A 25,793-nucleotide genomic window follows, 5' to 3' on the forward strand; every position below is an offset into this window, starting at 1 on the left:
CCTCGACGCGGAATCCGTCCGCCATCTCTCCCCCGGGGTATCACTTCACGAATGATCGACTTCGAGCCGAGCACTGACTGAACGTCATGTCACTTTCTGTGAAGATCTCTTGACGTCAAGAACGCGGCCGTAACCTCAGCGGTACTCGCGCAGGCGCGGGCGGACGCCGACCGCGGTCAGGGCGAGCGCCAGGGCGAGGGCGAGGCCGCCGGCGAATGCGGTGCCCGCGCCCAGGTCGGCGTCGGCCTCGGCCACCGCCGTGTCGAAGGCTCGCTGGTTGATCGTCTGGACGTCGACGAGGGCGGCGCCGAGCAGTTCGAAGTCGGCGTTGGACTGGCCCGCCGCGGTACCGGTGTTGAAGGTCACGGCCTGCTTGAGCTGCCCGTGGTTGCGGAGGTCGCGGATGGTGCGGTCGTCCTGCTGGTAGCGCTGGAACGCCGTCAGGGCCCGCTCGGCCGCGTCCTGCTCGCCGGCGAAGGTGATGTTGCGCAGCTCCGTCCCGAGGTAGCCGTCGAACGGGACCACCCGGTGGTCCGCGCGGTGGGCGTCGGCCTGGCGGGACAGCTCGCCGTTGTAGCTGTCGAGGGTGGTGCCGACGAGGCGGGCGACGGCCTGGGTCTTGTCGAGGAAGCTCTGCTCGTACGCGGCGGCCCGGGCCGGGTCGGTGAGGTAGCGGCTCTCGTCCGCGTTCATGTCGTAGGCCACCGCGCGGGCGCGGCCGAGGGCGATCACCGAGTCGTAGGCGTTGCTCTTGGCGACGACCAGCCGGTGGTCCGCCTGCGCGGCGCGCTGGAGACCGGTGGCCAGCGCGAGCACGGCGAGCAGGGTCGCGGCGGCGAGCGGCAGGCTGATCCGGCGGCGGAAGCGAACGGTCAAGGTCCGCTGCAGGGCGGCCAGCGCGGCGAGCGCGAGCACGCCGGTGGCCAGGATCCACCACCGGCCGGCCCCGAGATCCTCCCGCTGCCCCGCGTAGATGCGCTCGACGGTGGCGGAGTTGGTGGCGGCGACCTGGTCGGCGGCGGGCAGCAGCTTCTGCCGGAGCAGGTCGGTGGCCTGGCGGTAGGTGTCCAGGGCGTCCGGGGCGGGCTTGCCGGCCGGGGCGTGGGCCTGGTCCTCGAGCAGCTGGGCGCGTGCGACCAGGGCTTCGTAGTGGCCGAGTTCGCCGATGACGGTCTGCACGGCGCGCTGTCCGACCGGGTCCGCGGACGCGGCTTCGGCCGCGCGCTGGAGGTCGGTGCCGGCCTGGTTGCGGCGCTGCTCGTAGGTGTCCAGGGTCTGCTGGCGCAGAACGGTGTAGTCCGGGTCGGCACCGATCAGCAGCAGGTTGGCGGCCTGGGCGTCCATGTCGCTCAGGGCGAAGGAGAGGTCGGCGGCGCGGACGGCCTGCGGGGCCGCCCGGTGGCCGATCCCGTCGATGCCGCTCCGGGCGCCGCCCAGCACCGAGGCCGTGGCGGCGGCGAAGCCGAGCAGCGCGGCCAGGCAGAGCGCCGTGAGCGCGCGGACCAGGCGGGGTGTGTTCCACCGGCCACCGGTCAGGGACGGTCGCACCACCCGAGCCTCAGCGGTGGTGGTGGGGCTGGTGCGGGGGTCGCGCGGCCCGGGTGCCAGGCCGACCGGGCCCGGGTCCGCCGCCTTTGGCGTACCCGTCTTCCACGGCACGGTCGTTCTGCCCGCTGCACCCGCTGTCATGGCCGCGCGTCCCCCTACCCTTTTCACCTGGCCGCCGGTTGGTTACCTGTGGAGGTCTCCACCGGCGTGGGAAGTGGCCCGCACCCCCTCGGAGCGGGACCGTTCCCTCGTCGGCGACGCTATGCCGTCCGAGATCGACTTTCCGCTCCCCTGACGCTTCCTTAGCAGCGCGGGCAGCGGTCTTGACGCCTCGTTGGCGCCGCGCCGCCCGCGCCGCCCGGGCCGTCAGGGCTGGTAGCGGTAGCCGATGCCCGGCTCGGTGATCAGGTGGCGGGGCCGGGTCGGGTCAGGCTCCAGCTTGCGGCGCATCCCGGCGAGGTAGACCCGCAGGTAGTTGCCGTGCTCCTCCTGCTCCGGCCCCCAGACCTCGCGCAGGATCTGCCGCCCGGGGACGAGCCGCCCCGGCTGGGCCAGCAGGATCAGCAGGATCTTCCACTCGGTCGGGGTGAGCCGCACCGGACCGTCGGGGCCGGTGACGGTGGCCGCGGCGACATCGACCTCGTGGTCGCCGATCACGGCCCGGGGCGGCGGCGCCTCGGCCACCGGCCGGCGCAGCACGACCCTGAGCCGGGCCAGGAGTTCGTCCAGGTCGAAGGGCTTGGTGAGGTAGTCGTCGGCGCCCGCGTCGAGCGCCCGGATCTTCTCGGCGGTGCTGTCGCGGCCGGACAGCACGATGATCGGCACCGGGCTCCAGGCGCGCAGACCGCGGATGATGTCCACGCCGTCGAGGTCGGGCAGGCCGAGGTCGAGCAGCACGGCCCCGGGCACCTCCCGGCTCGCCAGTTCCAGCGCCTCGGCGCCGGTGCCGGCGGTGAGGACGGAGTAGTGGCGGGCGTGCAGGTTGATCTTCAGGGCGCGCAGGATCTGCGGCTCGTCGTCCACCACCAGGATGTGACTCATGCCGTCACCTCTCCGGGGTCCGCGTCCAGGGGGAGGTCCGGCTCGGCCTCGGCCGCGGGCAGCACCAGCAGCATCGTCGTTCCGCCCCCGGGGGTGTCCTCGACCTCCAGCGTGCCGCCCATCGCCTCGGCGAGGCCCCGGGAGAGGGCGAGGCCGAGGCCGACGCCGGTGGTGTTGTCGGTGTCACCGAGGCGTTGGAACGGCAGGAAGACGTCGTCGCGGTGCTCGGGCGGGATGCCGGGGCCGCGGTCGATCACCCGGATCTCGACGAACCGGTCCTTGGGGGTGCCCCCGGCCGGAGGCTGGGGGAGGCTGCTGGCGGTGACCAGCACAGGCGCGCCGGGGGCGTTGTGGCGCAGCGCGTTGGTGATGACGTTGGCGAGGACGCGCTCCAGCAGCGGCGGGTCGGCGAGCACGGCGGGTGCGGTGTCCAGGCCGAGCGGCTGGACGGGGGCGTCGGGGTCGGCGAGCGAGTCCATCGCCCGGGGCAGCACCTCGTCCAGGTGGGTGGGTGCCAGGTGCAGGGTGAGGGCGCCGGCCTGCAGGCGGCTCATGTCGAGCAGGTTGTCGACCAGGCGGGTGAGCTTGACCAGCGATTCGTCGGCCATGGCGAGGAGTTCGGCCTGGTCCTCGTCGGAGAACTCGACATCGGGGCTGCGCAGCGAGCCGATCGAGGCGAGGGCGGCGGCCAGCGGGGTGCGCAGGTCGTGGCTGACGGCGGCGAGCAGGGCGGTGCGCATCCGGTCGGCGGCCTTGATCGGCTCGACCTCGGCGGCGACGGTGGCGAGCCGGTCGCGTTCCAGGGCGGCCGCGACGTGGGCGGCGAAGGCCGCGAGCACCCGCTGATCCGCTGCGGGCAGGCGACGGCCCGCCAGGATCAGCAAGGCGTCCGGGCCGACCGGGACTTCGGTGACCTCGCGATCCGGCGCGGCGTCACCGCCCGCGTCGCTGCGCGCGAGCACCGCGCCGCCGTTGCGGTCGAGCAGGGCGACGGAGTCCATGCCGAAGGCCGTCCGGGACTTCTCCAGCAGGGCGGGCAGCGCGTCGGCGCCGCGCAGCACGCTGCCGGCCAGGGTGGAGAGGGTTTCCGCCTCCGCGGTGGCGCGGGCGGCCCGGCTGGTGAGTTTGGAGGCGTGGTCGACGACGGTGGAGACGGTGAGCGCGACGACGGCGAAGACCGCCAGGGCGATGACGTTGTTGGGCTCGGCGATGGTGAAGGTGTGGACGGGCGGGATGAAGTAGTAGTTCAGCAGCAGCGAGGCGATCAGGGAGGCCATCAGCGCGGAGACCGCCCCGCCGAGCAAGGCGACGGCGACCACGCCGAGTTGGAAGATCAGCGCGACGGTGGTCAGGTTCAGCGAGTGCAGCTGGGAGAGCCCGGCGGTGAGCAGGAAGGGCAGCACCAGCCCCGAGGTGAAGCCGGCGGCGGTGCGCCGCTTGGAGTGCCGCCGACCCAGCGAGGGCAGCCGGCCGCGCCCGGTGAACTCGTGGGTGACCATGTGGACGTCGATGTCCTCGGAGGCGTCCACGGTGGTCTCGCCGATGCCGGGGCCGGTGAGGAAGCGGTTGATCCGGCCGCGGCGGCTGGTGCCGAGCACGAGCTGGGTGGCGTCGTGGGCCCGGGCGAAGGCGAGCAGCGCGGTCGGGATGTCGTCGCCGACCACCACGTGGTAGCTGCCGCCGAGGGTTTCGACCAGCCGGCGCTGCTCGGCGAGGTTGCCCGGGGAGGCGCCGGCGAGGCCGTCGGAGCGGGTGATGTGGACGGCGAGCAGGTCGCCGCCGGCGGTGCGGTCGGCGATCCGGGCGGCCCGGCGGATCAGGGTCTCGCCCTCGGGGCCGCCGGTGAGGGCGACCACGACGCGCTCGCGGGTCTCCCAGACCCGGTCGATGTTGTGGGTGGCGCGGTAGTCGCGCAGCCCTTCGTCGACCCGGCCGGCGACCCAGAGCAGGGCGAGTTCGCGCAGGGCCGTCAGGTTGCCCACGCGGAAGTAGTTGGAGAGTGCCGCGTCCACCTTCTCCGCCTTGTAGACGTTGCCGTGCGCCATCCGGCGCCGGAGGGCCTGGGGTGCCATGTCGACCAGTTCGATCTGGTCGGCTCGGCGGACCACCTCGTCGGGGACGGTCTCGCGCTGCGGGATGCCGGTGATCTTCTGGACCACGTCGTTCAGCGACTCCAGGTGCTGGACGTTGACGGTGGTGATCACGTCGATGCCGGCGGCCAGCAGTTCCTCGACGTCCTGCCAGCGCTTGGCGTTGCGCCCGCCGGGGACGTTGGTGTGGGCGAGCTCGTCCACCAGGGCCACGGATGGCCTCCGTTCGAGGATCGCGTCGAGGTCCATCTCGGTGAAGTCGGTGTCCCGGTAGGTGCGGGTGAGCCTCGGCACGACGTCCAGGCCCTGGAGCATGTTCTCGGTGTGCCGGCGGCCGTGGCACTCGATGAAGCCGACCACCACGTCCGCGCCGCGTTCCTGTCTGCGCCGGGCCTCGTCGAGCATCCGGTACGTCTTGCCGACGCCCGGAGCCGAGCCGAGGTAGACCCGCAGCCGGCCGCGCCGTACGCGGCTGCCGGGGGTGAGGTCGCGAGACATGGGCGCTGCTCTTTCCTGCGAGGGCGGCCTGGGTGTGGTGGGTGGTTCGGCGCGACGCGGACGGACATGCGGGTGACCGGCCCGGGTGCGGGGTGCTCCCCCGCTCCCGGGCCGGCCTTCCTACCCGACCGACCGGCGTACGGTCACTTCTGCTCGCTGATCGCCTTGTTGAGCAGGACGACGTTGACGCCGTCCTGACCGAGGAAGCCGAGCGAGCGGCCCTCGGTGTACGTGTCGATCAGCTTCTCGAGCGTGTCCGCGGGCAGGTTGCGGGCCTTGGCGACCCGGGCGACCTGCTCCTTGGCGTAGGCGACCGAGATGTGCGGGTCGAGGCCCGACCCGGAGGCGGTCAGCGCGTCCACCGGGACGGTGGCCGGGTCGACTCCGTCGAAGGCGGCGACGGCCGCACGGCGGTCCTCGACGTTCTTCAGCAGGTCCTCGCTGTTGGGGCCGAGGTTCGAGGCGCCGGAGCTCTTCGGGTCGTAGTTGTAGGCGGACGGCCGGGGCTGGAACCACTGGGGGTCCGGGACGGCCGCCTCGTCCGGGTCGTCGGGGTTCTGCTTGGGCAGGTTGTAGTTCTGGCCGATCAGGCTGGAACCGATCTCCTTGCCCTGGGAACTGACGATCGAGCCGTTGGCCTTGTCGCTGAAGGCGACCTGGCTGATGCCGGTGACCAGCAACGGGTAGGCGATGCCGAGGATGACGGTCATCACCAGCAGCATCCGCAGTGCGGTGAAGTGGGTGCGTACGGAGGTGGGCAGTGGCTTGGGCATGATTGCTGTTTCCTCCGTCTCAGCTCAGGCCGGGGATGAACTGGATGATCAGGTCGATCGCCTTGATGCCGATGAACGGCACCACCAGACCGCCGAAGCCGTACACCGCGATGTTCCGGCGCAGCAGCGAACTCGCGTCCGAAGGACGGTACTTGACGCCGCGCAGGGCGAGCGGGATCAGGCCGACGATGACCAGGGCGTTGAAGATGATCGCCGAGGTGATCGCCGAGGTGGGGCTGTGCAGGCCCATGATGTTGAGGTGGCGCAGGCCCGGGTACACGCTGGCGAACATCGCCGGGATGATCGCGAAGTACTTCGCGACGTCGTTGGCGATCGAGAAGGTGGTCAGCGCGCCACGGGTGATCAGGAGCTGCTTGCCGATCTCGACGATCTCGATCAGCTTGGTGGGGTTGGAGTCCAGGTCCACCATGTTGCCGGCCTCCTTGGCCGCCATGGTGCCGGTGTTCATCGCCACACCCACGTCGGCCTGGGCCAGGGCGGGCGCGTCGTTGGTGCCGTCGCCGGTCATCGCGACCAGCTTGCCGCCCTCCTGCTCCTTCTTGATCAGGGCCATCTTGTCCTCGGGGGTGGCCTCGGCGAGGAAGTCGTCCACGCCGGCCTCGTCCGCGATCGCCTTGGCGGTCAGCGGGTTGTCGCCCGTGATCATGATGGTCTTGATGCCCATCCGGCGCAGCTCGTCGAAGCGCTCCTTCATGCCCTCCTTGACGACGTCCTTGAGGTAGATGACGCCGAGGGCCTTGGGGGCGGCGCTGCCGACCCGGGAGGCGACCAGGAGCGGGGTGCCACCGGCGGCGGAGATCCCGTCGACCAGGGTGGCGATGTCCTGACCGACCGTGCCGCCTTGCTCGGTGACCCAGTTGGTCACCGAACCGGCCGCGCCCTTGCGCACCGAGAGCACGCCGCCGGCCTCGTCGAGGTCGACACCCGACATCCGGGTCTGCGCGGTGAAGGGGACCCAGGTGGCGTGCGTGAGCTCGCCCTGGGCGCGGGCCCGCAGGCCGTACCCGGTCTTGGCGAGGACCACGATCGAACGGCCCTCGGGGGTCTCGTCGGCCAGCGAGGAGAGCTGGGCGGCGTCCGCCAGCTCCTCGACGGTGACACCCGCGGCCGGCTGGAACTCGGCGGCCTGGCGGTTGCCGAGGGTGATGGTGCCGGTCTTGTCCAGCAGCAGGGTGTTGACGTCGCCGGCGGCCTCGACGGCGCGGCCGGACATGGCCAGCACGTTGCGCTGCACCAGCCGGTCCATACCGGCGATGCCGATCGCGGAGAGCAGCGCGCCGATGGTGGTCGGGATCAGCGCCACGATCAGGGCGACCAGGACGATCATCGACTGCGGGGCACCGGCGAAGGTCGCCATCGGCTGCAGGGTGACGACCGCGACCAGGAACACGATGGTCAGCGACGCGAGCAGGATGTTGAGGGCGATCTCGTTCGGCGTCTTCTGCCGGGCGGCGCCCTCGACCAGCGCGATCATGCGGTCGATGAAGGACTTGCCGGGCTCGGATGCGATCTTGACCACGATCCGGTCGGACAGCACCTTGGTGCCGCCGGTGACCGCGCTGCGGTCACCGCCCGACTCGCGGATCACCGGCGCGGACTCGCCGGTGATCGCCGACTCGTCGACGGAGGCCACGCCCTCGACGACGTCGCCGTCACCGGGGATGATCTGGCCGGCCTCGACCACCACGTGGTCGCCCAGCTGGAGGGCGGTCCCGGAGACCTCCTCCTCGGACTGCGAGGAGGGCCAGTTGACCAGCCGGCGAGCCATGGTGTCGGTCTTGGTCCGGCGCAGGGTGTCGGCCTGGGCCTTGCCGCGGCCCTCGGCGACGGCCTCGGCCAGGTTGGCGAAGACCGTGGTGAGCCAGAGCCAGACGGTGATCGCCCAGGCGAACACGGAGGGGTCGGCGATGGCGGAGACGGTGGTGACCACCGAGCCGACCTCGACCACGAACATGACCGGGTTCTTGATCATGACGCGCGGGTCGAGCTTCTTCACCGCGTCGGGCAGCGAGGAGACGATCAGCTTGGGATCGAGCAGGCCGCCGGAGACTCTGTGCGGAGCGTGCTCCTGCTCCACGGGAGCGGGCGGGGTAACGGTGGACGACATCAGTGGAGACCTTCCGCGATCGGCCCGAGAGCCAGGGCCGGGAAGTAGGTGAGGCCGACGACGATCAGGACGACGCCCGACAGCAGGCCCACGAACAGCGGCTTGTGAGTGGGCAGGGTGCCCGGGGTGGCGGGGACCGGCTGCTGCTGAGCGAGCGAGCCGGCGAGCGCGAGCACGAACACCATCGGCAGGAAGCGTCCGAACACCATGCACAGGCCCAGCGCGGTGTCGTACCACGGCGTGTTCACCGTGATGCCGGCGAACGCCGAGCCGTTGTTGTTGCTGGCGGAGGTGAACGCGTACAGCACCTCGGAGAAGCCGTGGGCGCCGGAGTTCAGCATCCCGGCCCGCTCGCCCGGCAGGGCCATCGCGACACCGGTGCCGATCAGCACCAGCGCGGGCGTGGTGAGGATGTACAGCGAGGCGAACTTCATCTCCCGGCCGCCGAGCTTCTTGCCCAGGTACTCCGGGGTGCGGCCGACCATCAGGCCCGCCACGAAGACCGCGACGATCGCCAGGATCAGCATGCCGTACAGGCCGGAGCCGGTACCGCCGGGCGCGATCTCGCCGAGCATCATGTTGAAGATCGTCAGACCGCCGCCGAACGGCGTGAACGAGTCGTGGAAGGAGTTCACCGCACCGGTCGAGGTCAGCGTGGTGGAGGCCGCGAACAGGCCGGAGGCGGCGATGCCGAACCGCTGCTCCTTGCCCTCCATCGCGCCGCCGGCCGCCTGGAGCGCGGTGCCGGAGTGCTGGGACTCGGCGAAGGTGATCAGCGCGGCCGAGGCCACCCAGAAGATCGCCATCACGGCGACGATCGCGTAGCCCTGGCGGTTGTCGCCGACCATCTTGCCGAAGGTGCGGGGCAGCGAGAAGGAGATCACCAGCAGCAGGAAGATCTCCAGCCAGTTGGTGAAGCCGTTCGGGTTCTCGAACGGGTGCGCCGAGTTGGCGTTGAAGAAGCCGCCGCCGTTGGTGCCCAGCTCCTTGATGACCTCCTGGGAGGCCACCGGGCCGCCCGGGATCGACTGGGTGTCGCCACCGAGGGTCACCAGGTCGTGGAACCCGTGGAAGTTCTGCACCACGCCGTTGGCCACCAGGACCAGGGCGAAGACGATCGAGATCGGCAGCAGCAGGCGCAGCACGATCCGGGTGAGGTCGACCCAGAAGTTGCCGACCCGGTCGGTGCGGTTGCGGGTGAACCCGCGGATCAGCGCGGCGACGATCGCGATGCCGACGGCGGCGGAGACGAAGTTCTGCACCGCCAGGCCGGCCATCTGCACCAGGTGGCCCATCGCGGACTCACCGCTGTAGGACTGCCAGTTGGTGTTGGTGGTGAAGGAGATCGCGGTGTTCCAGGCCTGGTGCGGCTCCATCTCGGGGACACCGAGACTCAGCAGCAGGTGGCCCTGGAGGCGGATCAGGCCGTAGAGGAAGAGGATCGAGACTGCCGAGAAGGCCAGGACCGAGCGCAGGTAGACGGGCCAACGCTGATCGGCGTCGCCGTCGACGCCGATCACCTTGTAGAGGCCGCGCTCGACTCTGAGGTGCTTGGCGGAGGTGAGGAGCTTGGCGATGTAGTCGCCAAGGGGGCGGTAGCACAGGGCCAGTGCGCCCACCAGGGCGAGGGCCTGCAGCCAGCCCGCGAGAGTGGAGCTCATGTCAGAACTTCTCCGGGTAGATCAGCGCCACGACGAGGTAGCCGACGAGAGCGACGGCGACGATGAGACCTGCGATGTTCTCGACGCTCACAGCTTCTCCACCCCCCGTGCTACCAGGGCGATGACGGCGAACACGGCGACCGTGACACCGACGAAAACGAGATCGAGCATGGACTCCACCAACGTGGTTCAGGACCTGGCCGTGGACGCCTCGGGGGCTTGCACGACGCCGGCGGCAGACCGGCTTGGTCAGCAAATCAGCTGGTCGCAGCGGTGCAGGGAATCCTGACGCCCTCCATACGGATGAATTTGGAACATTGACGCGGCCTTGATACCTGCTTCACACGCTCGAGACCGCACCATGGCCGGAACGTGTCGGTGGCCCCGGACAGCGATGCTGTCCGGGGCCGGTTTTCAGGGGTTCAGACCTTCTCGGTGACGGTCTCGGTCGCGGTCTTGGCGGCGGTCTTCGGGCGGGTGGGCTCGCCGCGGCGCACCGCGCCGGGGGCCCGGCGGGCGGGGTGGTCGGCGCGGGGTGCGGAGGCGAGCTGCCAGGGCACGCTGATCACCATCACACCGGAGGTGAACAGCAGCCGGCTCTTCAGCCAGAGCGCGGACTGGTTGTGCAGCAGGTGCTCCCACCAGTGCCCGACCACGTACTCCGGGATGAACACCGCGACCGCGTCACGGGGGCTGGTGCGGCGCACCGTGCGGACGTAGGAGACCACCGGCTTGGTGATCTCGCGGTACGGCGAGTCCAGCACCTTCAGCGGCACCTGGACGTCGTAGGCGTCCCACTGGGTGCGGAGTTCGGCGGTGGCGTCCTTCTCCACCTCGACGGTGACGGCCTCCAGGGTGTCCGGCCGGAACGCCTCGGCGTAACCCAGCGCGCGCAGGGTGGGCTTGTGCAGCTTGGAGACCAGCACGATGCCGTGCACCTTGGCCGGACGCACCGACTCGGCACGCGGGTCCTCGACGGCGAGCTCCGCGGCGACGGTGTCGTAGTGGCGCCGGATGCCGCGCATCATCAGCCACAGCACCACGGCGGCCACCACGGCCAGCCAGGCGCCCTGGGTGAACTTGGTGAGCAGCACGATCACCAGCACCAGGGCGGTGGTGACCGCGCCGAGCCCGTTGATCACCCGGGAGCGCTGGGCGGCGGCGCGCGCCTGGCCCTCGCCCCCGCCGGCCAGCAGGCGGTTCCAGTGCTTCACCATGCCGATCTGGGACAGCGTGAAGGAGGTGAACACGCCGAGGATGTAGAGGTGGATCAGGCTGGTGACATCGGCGTCGTAGAGCCACAGCAGGGCGCCGGCGACCACGGCGAGCGCGATGATGCCGTTGGAGAAGGCCAGGCGGTCGCCGCGGGTGTGCATCTGCCGGGGCAGGTAGCGGTGCTCGGCCAGGATCGAGGCCAGCAGCGGGAAGCCGTTGAAGGCGGTGTTCGCGGCCAGGATCAGCACCAGCGCCGTGGCGGCCTGGATCAGGTAGAACAGGATGCTGTCGCTGCCGCCGAAGACGGAGGCCGCCAGCTGGGCGATCACGGTCTGCTGGGTGTAGGTCGCGCAGTCCCCCGCGAGGCCGGTCAGCTGGCAGGCGTCGTCGACGTAGTGGACCTTGGCGATCAGGGCCAGCGCGGTGACGCCGACGAACATCACCACCGCGGTGATGCCCATCACCGCCATGGTGCTCGCCGCGTTGCGCGACTTGGGCGCCCGGAAGGCGGGCACGCCGTTGGAGATCGCCTCCACCCCGGTCAGCGCCGTGCAACCGGACGCGAACGCCCGCAGGCCCAGCACCAGCAGCCCCAGACCCGCCAGGCTGTCGCCGCCGTGGTCCGGGGCGATGCCGAACGCCGCGCTCGGCGCCACCGGCGCGTCACCGAAAACCACCCGCACCAGGCCGGTGACGATCATCAGCAGCATCCCGCCGATGAACAGGTAGGTCGGCGCGGCGAACGCGTTGCCCGACTCCCGCACCCCGCGCAGGTTCATCGCCATGAGCAGCGCCACGAACCCGACCGCCATGGCCACCCGGTAGTCCGCCAGGCCGTTGAACGCCGAGATGATGTTGTCCACCCCGGACGCCACCGACACCGCGACCGTCATCACGTAGTCCACCAGCAGCGAGGCCGCCACCACCAGACCGGAGTTGGCCCCCAGGTTGCGGGACACCACCTCGTACGAGCCGCCCCCGCTCGGGTAGGCGTGCACCACCTGGCGGTAGGAGGCGACGACCACGACCATCAGCGCCACCACGCCCGCCGCCACCCAAGGCGTCAGGTACAGGAACGCGGTGCCTCCGACCGTGAGCACGAGCAGGATCTCCTGGGTGGCGTAGGCCACCGAGGACAGCGGGTCGGACGCGAAGATCGGCAATGCCAGCCGCTTCGGGAGCAGGGTCTCGCCCAGCTCCTCGCTGCGCATGGCCCGGCCGATGACGAGGCGCTTCAGCGCCTGGGGCAGATTGAACACACGGGCGAGCGTAGGGCGCCCACGCGGGCGGACAAGGCCCCCGAAACGGCCGCCGCGTACCCCGCCCGACCCCGCCAGCGCGAAGATATCCGCAGGTCAGACCGGTCGACCGGAGTGCGCTACCGGCGCGTATCAGGGGCGTTAACGCCGACGTTAAGGGATCGTCAAGATATGCCGCTCAAATCGGTCATATAGTGACTAATCATGCAAATCACCCGCCCGCCGGGCTACATCCGCAGCCGAAGCCGGCACACCACCGCGTCACTGTGCCGGCGCAGCGCCCGGTCGATCACCGCTCCGCGCTGGTTCTGCAGCGCCCGCTGCCACAGCCGGGCCGGCTCCACCTCGGGGATCAGCACGGTGATCCGGTCGTAGGCGTGCTCGGCGCCGAGCTCGCCCACGAAGGCCGCGATCGGCCGGCCGAGCCGCCGGTGGGCGTCGGGAATCTCGATCAGCGGCACGCCGGGCCGCCAGAGCTCCCAGTCCCGGCGCAGGGCCTCGGCCGCCTTGCGGTCCTCCGGGTCGGGCGCGGTGTGCACGACGGTGACGGCGAGCACCTCGTCGCCGAGCGACACTGCGGCGCTCAGCGCGTCCCGGGTGAGGCGGGTGATGGCGTGCACCGGGACGACGACCAGCGAACGCTGCCGGGTGACCGGGCCGGGCACCTGCCCGAGTTCCAGCCTGGCGCCGATCCGGACGTAGGCGCGGTGGATCTGCTCGAACAGCAGGACCATCAGCGGCAGCGCGAGGCAGATGCCCCAGGCGCCCTCGGTGAACTTGGTGCCGGTGACCACCAGCGTGGCGACCCCGGTGAGCAGCGCGCCGAAACCGTTCAGCAGCGCCTTGCCCCGCCAGCCCGGTCCGCGTTCCTGGTTCCAGTGCCTGACCATGCCGACCTGGCAGATGGTGAAGCCGACGAAGACCCCGATGGCGAACAGCGGGACGAGGCTGTTGACGTCGCCGCCCGAGCCGATCAGCAGGGCGCCCGACACCACGGCGAGGAACAGCACGCCGTGGCGGTGCACCTGGTGGTCGGCGCGCAGGGCGAAGACGTGCGGCAGGTGGTTGTCCCGGGCGAGCAGGCGCATCAGCACCGGCAGCCCGCCGAACGAGGTGTTGGCCGCCAGTCCGAGCAGGATCACGGTGGAGAACTGGACGAGGTAGAAGCCGAAGCCGTGGCCGAGCGAGGCGTCCGCGAGCTGGGCGAGCACGGTGACGCCCTCGACCGGCTGGAGGTGGAAGCGGCCGATCAGCACGGCGAGGCCGATCAGCATCACGCCGAGCAGGGCGCCGAGGGCGACCTCGGTGTGCTGGGCGCGCTTGACCTGCGGCGTCCGGAAGGACGGGACCGCGTTGGCCACCGCCTCCACGCCGGTCAGCGCCGAGCAGCCGGCCGCGAAGGCCTTGAGCAGCAGCAGCGCGCCGACCGTGGAGGCGCTGCCGGCCAGCGCGGAGGCGTGCCCGGCGGCGGCCTCGGTGCTCGCGGGCGCGCTCCGGAACAGGCCGACGACGACGATCGCCAGGATCGAGAGCACGAAGACGGCCGTCGGTGCCATGAACCAGCGGGCCGATTCGGCGATGCCGCGCAGATTGACGGCGGTGACCAGGGCGAGGACGCCCAGGCACAGCCAGACCCGGTCCTCGTACAGGCCCGGCACGGCCGAGGTCAGCGCGGCCACGCCGGCGGTGACGGAGACGGCGACGTTCAGGATGTAGTCGATCACCAGCGAGGCGGCGGCGGTCAGCGCGGCCCGGCGGCCCAGATGCGCCTTGGCGACCGCGTACGAGCCGCCGCCGTCCGGGAAGGCCGCGATCACCTGGCGGTACGAGGCCACCAGCACCGCCAGCAGCACCGCGATCGCGGCGGTGACCGGGAGGGTGAAACCGAGGCCGTAACCGCCCGCGGCGGCCAGTACGAGGACGATCGACTCGGGGCCGTAGGCGACGGAGGCCATCGCGTCGAGCGAGAGCGCCGCCAGACCGCCGAGCGCGGTCAGCTTGTCGCGCTGCTGCTCGGGCTGGCGGCCGGTATCAGGCGGCTCCGCCTTGCCGGCGGCCTGGGCCGACTGCTGCGCATCGGTGGCACCGAACATCGAATGAACCTCCGTGGATCGAATGTGCTCCACGGATGCTGTCCCACGCGGGATACGGCCTCCACCGGCCCATACGAGACCTTGACGGCCGCAACCGATGCCCTGACACGGTATTGACGTGCCGGGTACGTCACTGCCCCGGGGTACCGTCGGCCTTGCGACCGTGAACGGACAGCACCCCGGGGCAGCGACTTTCTCGGACACCCGATGCCGGTGGCACACGGCACCGGGTGGATCATGGACCTACTGGCACGCCCTGCGGCCGTGGTTGGCCTTCTTCTTGCGGCGGGCCTTCTTCTTGCGTGCGCGCTTGGACATGGTGCGGCGGGACTCTCTCTCTACGGCTTCAAGCCTGGGTGACGAGCTGGTCGGCGAGCTTGACCAGCCGGCGCAGCGAGCGCTCCTCGCCGACCGCCAGGGCGGTCTCGGCGATGTCGCCGCCGTCGTAGTACGCGCCGTCGGTGAGGCGGAAGTCCGGCAGGCAGAGCTTCACGACCGCCGCCGCGCCCTCGGCGGCCGGGGCGCCGACCCGTCCGTACAAGGGCAGCAGGGCGGTGTCGCACAGGCCCGGGTTGACGCTGACGGCCGTGATGCCGGAGCCCTCCGGCGCCATCTCGCGGGTGTCCATGGTGAGTGCGAGCTGGGACTGCGCGTAGGCGGCGACCCTGGAGTACTTCTTGACCCGGTTGGGGTCGTTCCAGTTCATCGACGCGGTGCGGTGCAGGGAGGAGGAGACGTTGACGATCCGCGCGCCGCCGGCCGCCGAGAGCGGTGCCCGGAGCAGCTTGGCGAGCAGGTGCGCGGCCAGGAAGTTCACCTGGAGCGAGACCTCGTTGCCGTCCTCGGTGAGGGTGCAGCGCTCGGGCGCCATCACCGCGGCGTTGTTGACCAGCAGGTCCAGGGTCGGGAAGGCGGTCGCGACGGTGCCGGCGAGCACGGCGACGTCCGCGAACCGCGTGAAGTCGGCTGCGAGCATGAGCAGTTGGTCGCTGGAGGCACCGGCGGCGACCAGCCGGTCCACCGCGTCCTCGCCCTCGCGGGCGGTGCGGGCGTGCACGATGACCGTGGCGCCGTGGGCGGCGAGCAGCCGGGCGGTGTCCCAGCCGATGCCGGAGGAGGCGCCGGTGACCAGGGCGGTGCGTGACGAGAGGACTGCGGACATGACCCATCCAAGGGTTGCGAGGCACCGCGGGCAACCGGGGCGCAGGCATGCGCGCACCGGGAGCCGGGAGTGCGGGAGGTGTACTGCGACTGGCACGTCGGGCCTGCGCACGAGGCTGCGGCCGGACGGAGAAGGCGCGGGCGGGCGTCTGTGGCCCGCCCGCGCGGCGACCGGATCGGCTGCGGGGAGGCAGAGCTACCGGACGGCGGGGATGAGCGCGACTACGGCCAGCGCCCGCGGATGCGGCGGGCGGTCGTGGTGGCGTGTCGAGCGGTTCATGAGGTTCATCGAAGCACCCCCGCCGCGGCCGGACAAGCCCGACTCACCTGCCCTGATGGATCCTTGACACTCTGTCACACCCGGCGGTCGGACGCCCGGGCCGGCACGGCCAGCAGCTGCACCCGGACCCTGCGCCTGGGCAGCGCCGCGGGCAGCGAAGCGACGAGGGCAACGGCGGTGAGCAGGCCGAGGCGCGCACACTCCGTCCCCGTCCCGCCCCACTCGACGCTCGCGTAGCGGTGGACCACGAAGCCGTTGAGGAACAGCCAGCCGGCCACCGCGATCAGCGGCGCCGCCACCGGCCGGGACACCGCGCCGAGGACGGCGCCGAGGACGGCGAAGCCGCCCAGGGCGAACCCGACGGAGTGGCTCTCGCCGACCAGGGACAGCGCCCCGGTCAGCACGGCGAACCCGACCAGCGCGACCGCGCCCGACATGCTCACCGCGAGCCGGTCCACCACCGGCCGGTACGAGCGCCGGCCCGGGCGGGCGTAGTAGAGCCTCATCACCCTCCGCCCCTCTCAGTGGCCCTGGGCCGGAGCTGCCGGCAGGTGCCGGACGTTGCGACGACGGAAGGTTTCCGGTTCACGTTGGAGCGTAGGCTTCGGCACGGCGAGAACCGGGCAGGCGGCGTGTCTGACGCAGTACGCCGCCACGGCCGGCCGCAACCCCCGGCGGAGCCGGCTCCCGCTGCCGGCGCCGACCACCAGTAGGTCGTCGGAGCGGTCCGCGGTCCGCACCAGCGCGTGGCCGGTCTCGGCGCGCACGGTCCGGGAGGAGAACCGCACGCCGCTCGGAGCGCCGTCGAAGGCGTCGCCGAGGGCCTCGCGCAGCCGGCTGGTCGCGGCCTCGCGCCAGGCGGCCAGCAGGGGCGGGCAGGGCGCACGGCGGTAGCCGTGCGCCCCACCGTGCGGGAGCCAGGCCAGGACGGCCAGCACCTCCGCGTCGGTGCGGCGGGCCTCCTCCACGGCGTGGTTCAGAGCGGCCAGGCTGCCGAGCGACCCGCTGACTCCGACGACGATCCGTCGCGTCCGCTGCCCCTCGCGGTGGCCCTCATCCATGCCCGTCATGTCCGTTCCTCGTTCATTCGACTGTTTCCAGCCAAGCCGACGGGGCGGTGGGGCGCACCGCCCGTTGACGGTTCCCTGACGGCCGGGGCGGAGATCCGAACGCCTTCCTGACGGTGTCAGAGACCGGGGATGAACTCGACCAGCAGGTCGATGAGTTTGATGCCGAGGAAGGGCAGCACGAGTCCGCCGAGACCGTAGATCCGCAGGTTGCGGCTCAGCAGGTCGGAGGCGGCGGACGGCCGGTAGCGCACGCCCCGCAGCGCGAGCGGGATCAGCGCGACGATGATCAGCGCGTTGAAGATGATCGCGGAGGCGATGGCGGAGGTCGGGCTGTGCAGCCCCATCACGTTGAGGTGCTCCAGGCCCGGGTAGGCGCTCGCGAACATGGCCGGGATGATCGCGAAGTACTTGGCGACGTCGTTGGCGATCGAGAAGGTGGTCAACGCCCCTCGGGTGATGAGGAGTTGTTTGCCGATCTGGACGATCTCGATCAGCTTGGTGGGGTTGGAGTCCAGGTCAACCATGTTGCCGGCCTCCTTCGCGGCGGAGGTGCCGGTGTTCATCGCCACGCCCACGTCGGCCTGGGCCAGGGCGGGCGCGTCGTTGGTGCCGTCGCCGGTCATCGCGACCAGCCTGCCGCCCTCCTGCTCCTTCTTGATCAGCGCCAGCTTGTCCTCGGGGGTGGCCTCGGCGAGGAAGTCGTCCACCCCGGCCTCGGTGGCGATGGCCCGTGCCGTCAGCGGGTTGTCGCCGGTGACCATGACGGTTCGGATGCCCATCCGCCGCAGCTCCGCGAAGCGTTCGCGGATGCCCTCCTTGACCACGTCCTTGAGCTGGATCACTCCCAGCGCCCGGGCGCCGTGCCGGTCGTGGACGGCGACCATCAGCGGGGTCCCGCCACCCGAGGCGATCACGTCGACCAGCTCGAACGCCTGCGCGGGGACCAGTCCGCCGTGCTCGTGCACCCAGGTGGCGACCGCGGCCGCGGCACCCTTGCGCACCAGGACGGCCGGGCTGTCGGGCCAGGTCAGGTCGACGCCGCTCATCCGGGTCTGCGCGGTGAACGGCACGAACTCAAGGTGACCGAGCTCCCCTTCGGCCCGGGCCCGCAGGCCGTACCGCTCCTTGGCGAGCACCACGATCGAGCGGCCCTCGGGGGTCTCGTCGGCGAGGCTGGAGAGCTGGGCGGCTTCGGCGAGCTGGCCGTCCGCCACACCGGGGAGCGGGACGAAGCGCACGGCCTGCCGGTTGCCGAAGGTGATGGTGCCGGTCTTGTCCAGCAGCAGGACGTCCACGTCCCCGGCCGCCTCCACGGCGCGGCCCGACATGGCGAGCACGTTGCGCTGCACCAGGCGGTCCATGCCCGCGATGCCGATCGCCGAGAGCAGCGCACCGATCGTGGTGGGGATCAGCGCCACCAGCAGGGCGACCAGCACGGCGGTGCTCTGCTCGGCGCGGGCGAAGATCGCCAGTGGCTGGAGGGTGACCACGCTGAGGATGAAGATGACGGTCAGCGAGGCGAGCAGCAGGTTGAGCGCGATCTCGTTCGGGGTCTTCTTCCGCTCCGCGCCCTCGACCAGGGCGATCATGCGGTCGATGAAGGTCAGCCCGGGCTTGGATGTGATCCGCACGACGATCCGGTCCGAGAGGACCTTGGTGCCGCCGGTGACGGCACACCGGTCGCCGCCGGCCTCCCTGATCACCGGGGCCGACTCTCCCGTGATGGCGGACTCGTCCACGGCGGCGATGCCCTCGACCACGTCACCGTCGCCGGGGATGGTCTCGCCGGCCTCGACCACCACGAAGTCGTGGAGGATCAGACCCTCCGCCGGCACCCGCTCCTCCCGGAGCTGCTCGAGGCCGACCCGCCAACTCCGCAGCCGCCGGGCCACGGTGCCGGTCCTGGCCTTGCGGAGGGACTCGGCCTGCGCCTTGCCGCGGCCCTCCGCCACCGCCTCCGCCAGGTTGGCGAACACCACGGTGAGCCAGAGCCAGAGGCTGATCAACCAGGAGAAGACGCTGGGCGAGACGACCGCCGACAGCGTGGTCAGGGCCGAACCGACCTCGACCACGAACATCACCGGGTTGCGGACCATCACCCGGGGACGCAGCTTGCGCAGCGCCTCCGGGAAGGAGACGACCAGCTGCTTCGGGTCGAACAGCCCGCTCGCGGCACGGTGCCGGCGGGCGAAGGGCGCGGGTGGCGCAGGGCGGGTGGACTGGTCCCTCTCGGGGGCCGGAGCAAGCATGCTGCGTACCTTCTGCGGGCGCCGGTGGCGGGGGCTGACAAAGGGGCTGCCTCAGCCAACCGGCCGGCGGTGGCCGGACGTACGGCCACTGACGCGTTTCTGACGGCCCGCCAGGTCACCTTGACGCGCTCTTGGCAGCAGCGCGACCTCCGCTCAGTCCAGGTACCCCATGGCGGCCCGGCAGTGGCCACCGAACATCCGGCGGCGTTCCTCCGGGTCGATCTCGGGATCGGTCGCGGGATCGGCCTCCGGGTCGTCGGTGTCGGCGGCCCGTGGCACGGCGAACACCGGCAGACGCAGCAGATCACGCGGCCGCGCCGGACGCAGCCCGGGCCCTACCGTGAGACGGCCGGACCAGCCGTTGACCTCGGCGCTGTCGTGCGTGGCGATGCTCATGGTCATTCGCTTCCTTCGGGACGCGGTCTCGCACACGAGCCGCACGGGGTGTCGGCGGGCCCCGTCCGGGGATCCGCCTGGCGATCTCTGCTTCCAGTGGAGACCCGATCCTCCTCCGTCGCAACGGGCATTGACGCGCGGACTACGCCGGTTCGGCCCACTTTGACGCCCCCTTGACACCCGCTCCGGCCCGGCACGGGCTGCCTGCCGAGAGCACAGGCCGGCGTGCCCCGGTCCGAACGCGTCAAAGGTGCGCCCTCGACTGCCAGAAGCCCGTCAATCCCCTTCCGTCACCGGCCCACGGCGCGTTGGGCTGGCCCGATGTCCCTCACCGTCCACCAAGACCCGTACGCGGTCGGGCCGCGCCGTTCCCTCCCCCCTGCCGGAACCCTCCTGGCCGCGTCGAACCCCTGGTACGCCCGGTGGTTCACCCACGAGAGGCCCGGCCCGGACACCTTGGCCACCCATGTGCTGTTCACCGGCCACGGCGGCTGGTGGACCGACCGGGCGGACTCCCCACGTGCCGTGGCCGTCCACTGCGGCCCGCTGCGCATGCTGCACGGCGATCCGGGCCGGCTCGATCCCGCGTACCTCGCCACCCTCGGGCGCGGGCAGTTCAGCGCCCCGGACCGGTTCCTGCCCCTGCTCGCCCGGGTGTTCAGCACGCTCATGCCGTGGCAGCGGATGGTGTACGCCCAGCAGGCCGCGCCGCGTCCGGTGCGGCTCCCCGACGGCTTCCGGGTCCGCCCGCTCACCGGTCACGACGAACAACGCCTCGGCCACCTCGCCCCTGAGCTGCGGTGGATCGGCGAGACCTGGGAGTCGGATCGGGCGCTCACCCACGGCAGCCGGGCCTGGGGTGCGTTCGCGGGCGAGCAGCTGGCCTCCGTCGCCTGCACCTACCTGCGCGGCCGCGACCACGAGGACGTCGCCGTGGTGACCGCCCCGGAGTTCCGCTCACTCGGCCTGGGTCTCGCCTGCGTCACCGGCGTCACCGCCGCCGTCCGCGCCCGGGGCCGGGTGGCCACCTGGACGGTGCCACGCTCGAACGGGCCCAGCCGCGCTCTGGCTGCGGCCGCCGGCTTCCGGCCGGTCCACGCCGACATCGCCTACTGGGCCGGGCCACCGGTCTGAAGCGCGGGCCACGACCCGTCAGCCCGCCTGCCCGGCGGCCGACTCGATGCCCGCGGTGGATCGCCGGGGCCTGCTTCCGGGCCGCGTAGGCACCCACTGGGACCGGGTCCGGTGGGCCGGTGTCAACGCCGCGTCAGAACTACGGACGCCCGGGTCAGGGAAGCGTCAGGACAGTGCGGGTCCTCCCGCGGCCGGGGCATAGCGTCGCCCGCGGGTCCTCCCGCGGCCGGGGCATAGCGTCGCCGCGTGCCCCGGCCGGGCCGGTCCGTTCCGGCCACTCCGCCGGGCGCACCTGCCGTCTTCCCTGGAGGAACACCATGGACCGACAGCGCAGCACAGAGGAGCCGGACCCTTCCGAACCCGTCCCGGCCGGACGACTGCCCCGCACCGTCCGGCCGGGTCCGGCGGTCCACCCGGCCCGCGTCCCGCGCACCCCGCCCGGTGGCCGCTCTGCGGTCACCTTCGGCACCGAGTGCCGCTCTGCGGCAGCGCTCGGCCCCTCGCACCCCTGGCTGGTCCTCTCCGCACCCGCCCTGCACGCCCTCGCCGAGCCGCCGGGCAGCACGGCACTCACCGCCGATCCCCGACCCGCCGGCCCCGCGCCGCGACCTCTGCCGGAAGCCCGCGCCGTCGCCCCTTTCCGGTCGCACGAGCCCCTTCCGCAACTGCCCGAGGTCCATCCGTGGGCCAGGACCACGCCCACGCCGCGCCACCGGCCGGTCCGCTCCCGCTGAGCCACTGCCCCGTTGCCCGGGCGCATGCCCGCCCCAGGGCCACCCGGAGCGCGATCGGGCGATCCCGCCGTCCCTTTCCGTCCATCGGTGCGCGGGCAGGCGCCGACACCCTGCCCGCCTTCGAAGAGAGCCCAAAATTGACCGCTGACAACCTCGTCGGCCTGCTGGTCGCGGCAGCCCTGGTGGGCTACCTGATCCTGGCCGTGACGCACCCGAAGAAGTTCTGAGATCCGCCACCGCACCGGCCCGACCGGCTCCGCAGGCCCCCGTCCGCCCACCCGATCGCACCCCTGCGCGCAGGGTCGGCGCCGGCGTCCTCGACCCCGGACAGCTCTGGCGCGCTCTGCCCGAGGCGCTGCGCAAGCTCAACCCGGTCACCCTGATCCGCAATCCGGTCATGTTCGTCGCCGAGATCGGTGCGGCGCTGACCACCGGGATCGCGGCCCTGCACCCCAGCCTCTTCGCGGTGCTGATCACCGGTTGGCTCTACCGAGCTGATCTACGCCTACACCAGCAACACCCGGAGCAACGGCAGCGCGATGGCGGGCTTCAACGGCGCCACCGACTTCCACAACGGGTTGATGGTGGTGGCGATGCTGCTCGGACGCCAGGTGCCGATCGCGTTCGTGCTGGCCCTGGCCGGACGCCTGGGCCGCCAGCAGCCCGGTGTGGTCACGGTCGGCACGCTGCGGGCCTCCGGGATCAACTTCGTCACCCTGGCCACCGGGGCGGCACTGATCCTGGCGCTGCTCAACTTCCTGCCGGCCCTGGCCCTCGGCCCCTGGCCGAGGGGCTGATGTAGATCGCCACCCGGCATGGATCCGCCCCGGCGGCCTGGCGGCCGACGGGGCGGATCGGTGGACGGATGCGGGACGGGAGGTCGGGGTCAGGCCGCCAGGGATGTCGCCAGCGGCTGCTCGTTCAGCACGGGCCGCAGGGCCGGCGCCTCGGTGGGCGGGACGGCGACCACGGTGCAGGCGGCGCGCGCCACGCAGTGCCGGCCGACCGTGGCGTGCAGGAGGCGCCGGAGGCTGCCTCGGCGGCCGGTGCCGACCACCAGCAGGTCGTCGGGCCGGTCGGCGATCTCCACCAGGGCCGGGCCGACCTCGCCGCGGATCACCACCGGCTCGGTCCGCAGGCCCGCCGGGTAGCCGCCGAGCGCCCGGGCGACAGCCGCGTCGAGCCGGTCGGCGGCGGCCTGCTCCCACAGCTTCGCCAGCGGCGGGCAGGGGCGGTTGCGGTAGGCGGCCTCGCCGCCGGGCGGCGTCCAGGCGATGACCGGGACCAGGACGGCGTCACGGCGCTCCGCCTCCGCCACGGCGTGGCGCAGGGCCGCCGCATTGCCCGACGATCCGCTGACTCCGACGATGACGCGCGTGTCCTCGGCCATGATGATTCGCTTCCTCGGTCTTTCCCTGCAGGCTTCTGGCCTGCGATTCGTTGGCACGATCTCCGGATCACCAATGGATCTATCGATCTATCCGGGTCGTTCCCTCGGATCCAGTAGACGCCCGGATCGCCCGGACGTCAGCGGCCTTAACGCCCCGGCTACGCGGCACCCCGCGTCCTTGATGCCCCCTTGACACCCGCGGCTCCCGGCCGGGCGGGTACGGAGGGGCGCGCGGCCCGGTCGCCGGGACCGGCCGTACCTGGCTCCACCGCCCCCGGCGGAGCCGCTTCCGCGGTACGACCTACGTGCCCGGCGCACCGCTCTCATGGCCGCGCGCCCCTGCCCATCCACCTGGCCGCCGGGGGTGATCCCGCTGGATTGCTCCACCCGGCGCCGCGGTCACGGCGCCGGGCTCCCCCCACGGAGCCGGGCCGCTTCCTCGTCCAGGAGGCTATGCCGCGCCCGACGCCGCCCCGGGACTCCCTGACGCCGCCCTGACGCGCCGGGCGCCGATCTTGATGACTTCCTGCGGGCCGGCCGCCCGGGGCCTCACCGGGCGGGCGATGTCAAGGAGCCGTCAGGGGCCGTCCCCAGGCAGTCAACGAGGCGTCAGGACCGCTTGCGGCGTGCGGGTTCCGGCCTAGCGTCGGAGCTGTACGGGCCGAGTCGGACCACGACCCGGCCCACCCTCTCCACCATCTGGAGCACCAGCCGTGACCTGCACAGACACCGCCCCCAAGGAGCCCGCCGAACCCAGGCCCGTGCTGCACGTCCCGGTGCGGGCCACGGCGGACGGCTACGCCCTGCGGCTGTTCAAGCAGCGGGACGGCAGCCGCTGCGCCGTCGCCTTCACCTCGGCCGCCGCACTGGCCGGGCTGCTCGGGCCCGCCCAGCAGTCCGTCCGGCTCGCCGAGCCCGCCCTGCGCGCGCTGGCCACCCCGCTCGGCGCCGTCGACCTGGTCGTGGACCCGCAACTGGTCGCCCCACCCGTCGCACCGGCGCCGGAGCTCCTCGCCCCGCCCCTGCCCGCCCTTCAGCACCAGCGGTGAGCGGCCATCGACCACCGGCCCCGCTCGACGAGGTGGACCTCCAGCTCCTGGACGCCCTGCGCGCCGACGGCCGGGCCCGCGCCAGCACCCTCGCCCGTCTGCTGCGCCTGAGCGAGGCGGCCGTCGGCGCCCGGCTGAGACGGCTGGTCAGCAGCGGCGTCCTGACCGGTATCCACGCCGAGATCGACCCGCAGGCGCTCGGCCGCCCGCTCCAGGCGATCGCCCGGGTGCGGTACGGGCCGGTGCCGCTGGACTTCGAACGCCTGGCCGCCCGGATCCCCGCCGTGCAGGGCGGACTGGCGCTCGCCGGCGAGGCGGACCTCGAACTCCACCTGGCCTGCGTCGACCAGCAGGAACTGCACGCGGCGGTCGCCGAACTGCGACTGAGCGGCGCCGCCGCCGTCCAGGTGGAGCTGGTCCTGCGCCGCCTCGTCCCGGTCGCCGCCGGTCTCCCGACCCTGACCTCGGCCGGGGTCGGGGCCGGGGCCGCCTGACCGGCACCACCACATCCGGCGCGACCACAGCCAGCGCCACCACATCCGGCAACTCGTCCCGAGGGGGGAATTCCCATGGCAGTTCTCGGCGCCTTCCACACCCACGCGCCCAGGGCCTCCGCCCGCGCGCACGGCTCCGCGCTCGCCCGGCTCACCGCCGTCCTGCGCCGGCTCGCGGACAGTCCGCTGGACAGCCCGGTGCTGCTGGCCATCGGCGGCCCCGCCGCGGGCGCCGGCGACGCCGAGGGCCCGCGCCGCCGTACGGTCCGGATGCGCGCCGACTGGCGCACCGTCACCGGACCGGACGGGACGCGCCGGCTCGAAGCCCGCTGGGACGCCGACCGTCGGGACGCCGACCGCTGACACGGGCGCCAGGAGGAAGAGATGTCGCTGTACTACCCCCGGGTCTCCCGCATCCACTCGACCTGGCCGCCCGCCGACGACGGTCCGGGGCCCGTTCGCCCGACCGCCGCGGTGAGCGGCATCGTCGTCGACCCCGTGCGGCGCACCGCCGCCGCCGGCGGACGCCTGCTGAAGCTCACCTTCATGGAGTTCGAGCTGCTCGCCCACCTGGTGGCGCACCCCCTGCGGGTCCACAGCCGCCGCCAGTTGCTGGCCAGCGTCTGGGACCAGGAGCCCTTCGGCGACACCCGGACGATCGACGTCCACGTGGCCCGGCTGCGCCGCAAGCTCGGGCCCGAGCTCCGGGACACCATCGCGACCGTCCGGCAGGTCGGCTACTGCTACGACCCCGGGGCGCGGCCCCGACCGTGAGCGCGGAGCGGTCCGCACAGTGCCCGACGGGCTCCCATCAAGGCCACGTCAAGGACGGGCCGCGGCGCGTAGTGCGTACGTCAAGGACCGGTGCCGGCGCGCCGCCCCGGGCATCCAATGGGGGTGTGAGCCGATCGCGCTCCGCCGGCCGGCGGTGCTGTGCGGCAGAGAGCGGAGAGAAGGCGGACTGTCATGGTCGAGGGAATTCGGGTCGTCGTCGGGGTCAACGGATCGCTGAGCAGTCTCGCCGCGCTCTACCGGGCCGCGGAGGAGGCCGGGCGGCGGGAAGCCGTACTCGTCCCGGTGATCGCCTGGTCGGACACGGACGGGGATCGCCTGCGGCCGCTCTCCGAGCTGGAGCACGCGGCACGCAAGCGCCTGGACACCGTGTTCGAGCAGGCCTTCGGCGGATACCCGCACGACATCGTGATCCGTCCGCTGGTGGTCCGCTCCGAGCCGGGCCGCGCGCTGGTGGCGGCCGCCGACCGCCCGACCGACCTGCTGGTCGTCGGCAGCGGCCACCGCAGCCGGGTGCAGCACGCCCTGCACGGCTCGGTGGCCCGCTACTGCCGTGGGCACGCGGCCTGCGACGTGCTGGTGGTCTCGCCGTCCGAGCTCCTGGAGAGCATGGAGCTCACCGCCCGCAGCGGTGCGCCCCTGCCCCTCCTGGCCGGCCGCAGCCGGGCACCGCGGCACTCCGCCGTGTCGGCCTGAGACCCCCGACCGCTGTCCCCGCGCCCGTAGACCCCGCGACCG

At 72.3% G+C, this 25,793-nt stretch carries 23 protein-coding genes; 8 read left to right on the forward strand and 15 right to left on the reverse strand.

Going from position 1 to position 25,793, the window contains the following annotated elements:
- Nucleotides 1–135: 135 nt before the first annotated feature.
- The 14 genes from AB0K43_RS11460 to AB0K43_RS11525 form a co-directional block, all read right to left on the reverse strand.
- Nucleotides 136–1,548, reverse strand: a complete 1,413-nt coding sequence (locus AB0K43_RS11460; RefSeq protein WP_363638335.1) for a hypothetical protein — start codon at nt 1,546–1,548, stop codon at nt 136–138.
- A 366-nt stretch (nt 1,549–1,914) separates the two neighbouring features.
- Nucleotides 1,915–2,589, reverse strand: coding sequence for a response regulator (locus tag AB0K43_RS11465; RefSeq protein WP_363638337.1), 675 nt, complete (start codon nt 2,587–2,589; stop codon nt 1,915–1,917).
- Entirely contained in the window at nt 2,586–5,177 is a 2,592-nt protein-coding gene (locus AB0K43_RS11470) for an ATP-binding protein (RefSeq protein WP_363638339.1), read from the reverse strand. The genes AB0K43_RS11465 and AB0K43_RS11470 overlap by 4 nt, the downstream gene beginning before the upstream one ends.
- Nucleotides 5,178–5,320: 143 nt before the next feature.
- A complete protein-coding gene (gene kdpC, locus AB0K43_RS11475; protein WP_363638341.1) occupies nt 5,321–5,950 on the reverse strand; it encodes a potassium-transporting ATPase subunit KdpC in 630 nt (209 codons plus the stop codon).
- A gap of 19 nt (nt 5,951–5,969) precedes the next feature.
- The gene (kdpB, locus tag AB0K43_RS11480; protein WP_363638343.1) at nt 5,970–8,078 is read right to left on the reverse strand and encodes a potassium-transporting ATPase subunit KdpB; all 2,109 of its coding nucleotides are present in this window, start codon (nt 8,076–8,078) and stop codon (nt 5,970–5,972) included.
- Complete coding sequence (kdpA, locus tag AB0K43_RS11485) at nt 8,078–9,739, reverse strand: potassium-transporting ATPase subunit KdpA (RefSeq protein ID WP_363638345.1); 1,662 nt, start codon at nt 9,737–9,739, stop codon at nt 8,078–8,080. Before kdpA ends, kdpB (AB0K43_RS11480) begins: the two co-directional genes overlap by 1 nt.
- 1 nt (nt 9,740) lies before the next feature.
- Entirely contained in the window at nt 9,741–9,830 is a 90-nt protein-coding gene (kdpF, locus tag AB0K43_RS11490; protein ID WP_033822604.1) for a K(+)-transporting ATPase subunit F, read from the reverse strand.
- A gap of 331 nt (nt 9,831–10,161) precedes the next feature.
- Nucleotides 10,162–12,165 carry an APC family permease gene (locus AB0K43_RS11495; RefSeq protein WP_363638509.1) on the reverse strand — a complete coding sequence of 668 codons (2,004 nt, stop codon included), beginning with the start codon at nt 12,163–12,165 and terminating at the stop codon, nt 10,162–10,164.
- Nucleotides 12,166–12,440: 275 nt separating this feature from the next.
- Nucleotides 12,441–14,306, reverse strand: a complete 1,866-nt coding sequence (locus tag AB0K43_RS11500; RefSeq protein ID WP_363638347.1) for an APC family permease — start codon at nt 14,304–14,306, stop codon at nt 12,441–12,443.
- A gap of 346 nt (nt 14,307–14,652) precedes the next feature.
- Nucleotides 14,653–15,468: an SDR family NAD(P)-dependent oxidoreductase gene (locus tag AB0K43_RS11505; RefSeq protein ID WP_363638349.1), complete on the reverse strand. Its 816-nt coding sequence runs from the start codon at nt 15,466–15,468 to the stop codon at nt 14,653–14,655.
- Between the two features lie 353 nt (nt 15,469–15,821).
- Nucleotides 15,822–16,253 (reverse strand): hypothetical protein, encoded by a 432-nt coding sequence (locus tag AB0K43_RS11510; protein WP_363638351.1) that lies wholly within the window; start codon nt 16,251–16,253, stop codon nt 15,822–15,824.
- A gap of 15 nt (nt 16,254–16,268) precedes the next feature.
- On the reverse strand, nt 16,269–16,817 hold the full coding sequence (locus AB0K43_RS11515) for a universal stress protein (protein WP_363638353.1): 549 nt from the start codon (nt 16,815–16,817) through the stop codon (nt 16,269–16,271).
- 116 nt (nt 16,818–16,933) lie between these two features.
- A complete protein-coding gene (gene kdpB / locus AB0K43_RS11520) occupies nt 16,934–19,066 on the reverse strand; it encodes a potassium-transporting ATPase subunit KdpB (protein WP_363638355.1) in 2,133 nt (710 codons plus the stop codon).
- Between the two features lie 153 nt (nt 19,067–19,219).
- On the reverse strand, nt 19,220–19,462 hold the full coding sequence (locus tag AB0K43_RS11525; RefSeq protein ID WP_363638357.1) for a hypothetical protein: 243 nt from the start codon (nt 19,460–19,462) through the stop codon (nt 19,220–19,222).
- Between the two features lie 321 nt (nt 19,463–19,783).
- Between AB0K43_RS11525 and AB0K43_RS11530 the strand changes: the two genes are divergently transcribed.
- The 3 genes from AB0K43_RS11530 to AB0K43_RS11540 all read left to right on the forward strand — a co-directional run bounded on the left by AB0K43_RS11530 (nt 19,784) and on the right by AB0K43_RS11540 (nt 22,127).
- Nucleotides 19,784–20,596 (forward strand): GNAT family N-acetyltransferase, encoded by an 813-nt coding sequence (locus tag AB0K43_RS11530; RefSeq protein WP_363638359.1) that lies wholly within the window; start codon nt 19,784–19,786, stop codon nt 20,594–20,596.
- An 871-nt stretch (nt 20,597–21,467) separates the two neighbouring features.
- Nucleotides 21,468–21,557: a K(+)-transporting ATPase subunit F gene (locus AB0K43_RS11535; protein WP_363638361.1), complete on the forward strand. Its 90-nt coding sequence runs from the start codon at nt 21,468–21,470 to the stop codon at nt 21,555–21,557.
- A 312-nt stretch (nt 21,558–21,869) separates the two neighbouring features.
- Entirely contained in the window at nt 21,870–22,127 is a 258-nt protein-coding gene (locus AB0K43_RS11540; protein ID WP_363638363.1) for a potassium-transporting ATPase subunit KdpA, read from the forward strand.
- 89 nt (nt 22,128–22,216) lie between these two features.
- Here the strand turns inward: AB0K43_RS11540 and AB0K43_RS11545 are convergent, their stop codons facing one another.
- Nucleotides 22,217–22,720, reverse strand: a complete 504-nt coding sequence (locus AB0K43_RS11545; protein ID WP_363638365.1) for a universal stress protein — start codon at nt 22,718–22,720, stop codon at nt 22,217–22,219.
- Nucleotides 22,721–23,433: 713 nt separating this feature from the next.
- Here AB0K43_RS11545 and AB0K43_RS11550 point away from each other — a divergent pair.
- The 5 genes from AB0K43_RS11550 to AB0K43_RS11570 all read left to right on the forward strand — a co-directional run bounded on the left by AB0K43_RS11550 (nt 23,434) and on the right by AB0K43_RS11570 (nt 25,751).
- A complete protein-coding gene (locus tag AB0K43_RS11550; RefSeq protein ID WP_363638367.1) occupies nt 23,434–23,769 on the forward strand; it encodes an SAV_915 family protein in 336 nt (111 codons plus the stop codon).
- A complete protein-coding gene (locus tag AB0K43_RS11555) occupies nt 23,766–24,263 on the forward strand; it encodes an Lrp/AsnC family transcriptional regulator (protein WP_363638369.1) in 498 nt (165 codons plus the stop codon). Before AB0K43_RS11550 ends, AB0K43_RS11555 begins: the two co-directional genes overlap by 4 nt.
- Nucleotides 24,264–24,338: 75 nt before the next feature.
- Nucleotides 24,339–24,626 (forward strand): hypothetical protein, encoded by a 288-nt coding sequence (locus AB0K43_RS11560; protein WP_363638371.1) that lies wholly within the window; start codon nt 24,339–24,341, stop codon nt 24,624–24,626.
- Nucleotides 24,627–24,647: 21 nt separating this feature from the next.
- The gene (locus AB0K43_RS11565; protein WP_363638373.1) at nt 24,648–25,037 is read left to right on the forward strand and encodes a winged helix-turn-helix domain-containing protein; all 390 of its coding nucleotides are present in this window, start codon (nt 24,648–24,650) and stop codon (nt 25,035–25,037) included.
- 192 nt (nt 25,038–25,229) lie between these two features.
- Complete coding sequence (locus AB0K43_RS11570) at nt 25,230–25,751, forward strand: universal stress protein (RefSeq protein WP_363638375.1); 522 nt, start codon at nt 25,230–25,232, stop codon at nt 25,749–25,751.
- Nucleotides 25,752–25,793 lie beyond the last annotated feature (42 nt).

The sequence above is a fragment of the Kitasatospora sp. NPDC049258 genome (assembly GCF_040678895.1).
Classification (GTDB): Bacteria; Actinomycetota; Actinomycetes; order Streptomycetales; family Streptomycetaceae; genus Kitasatospora.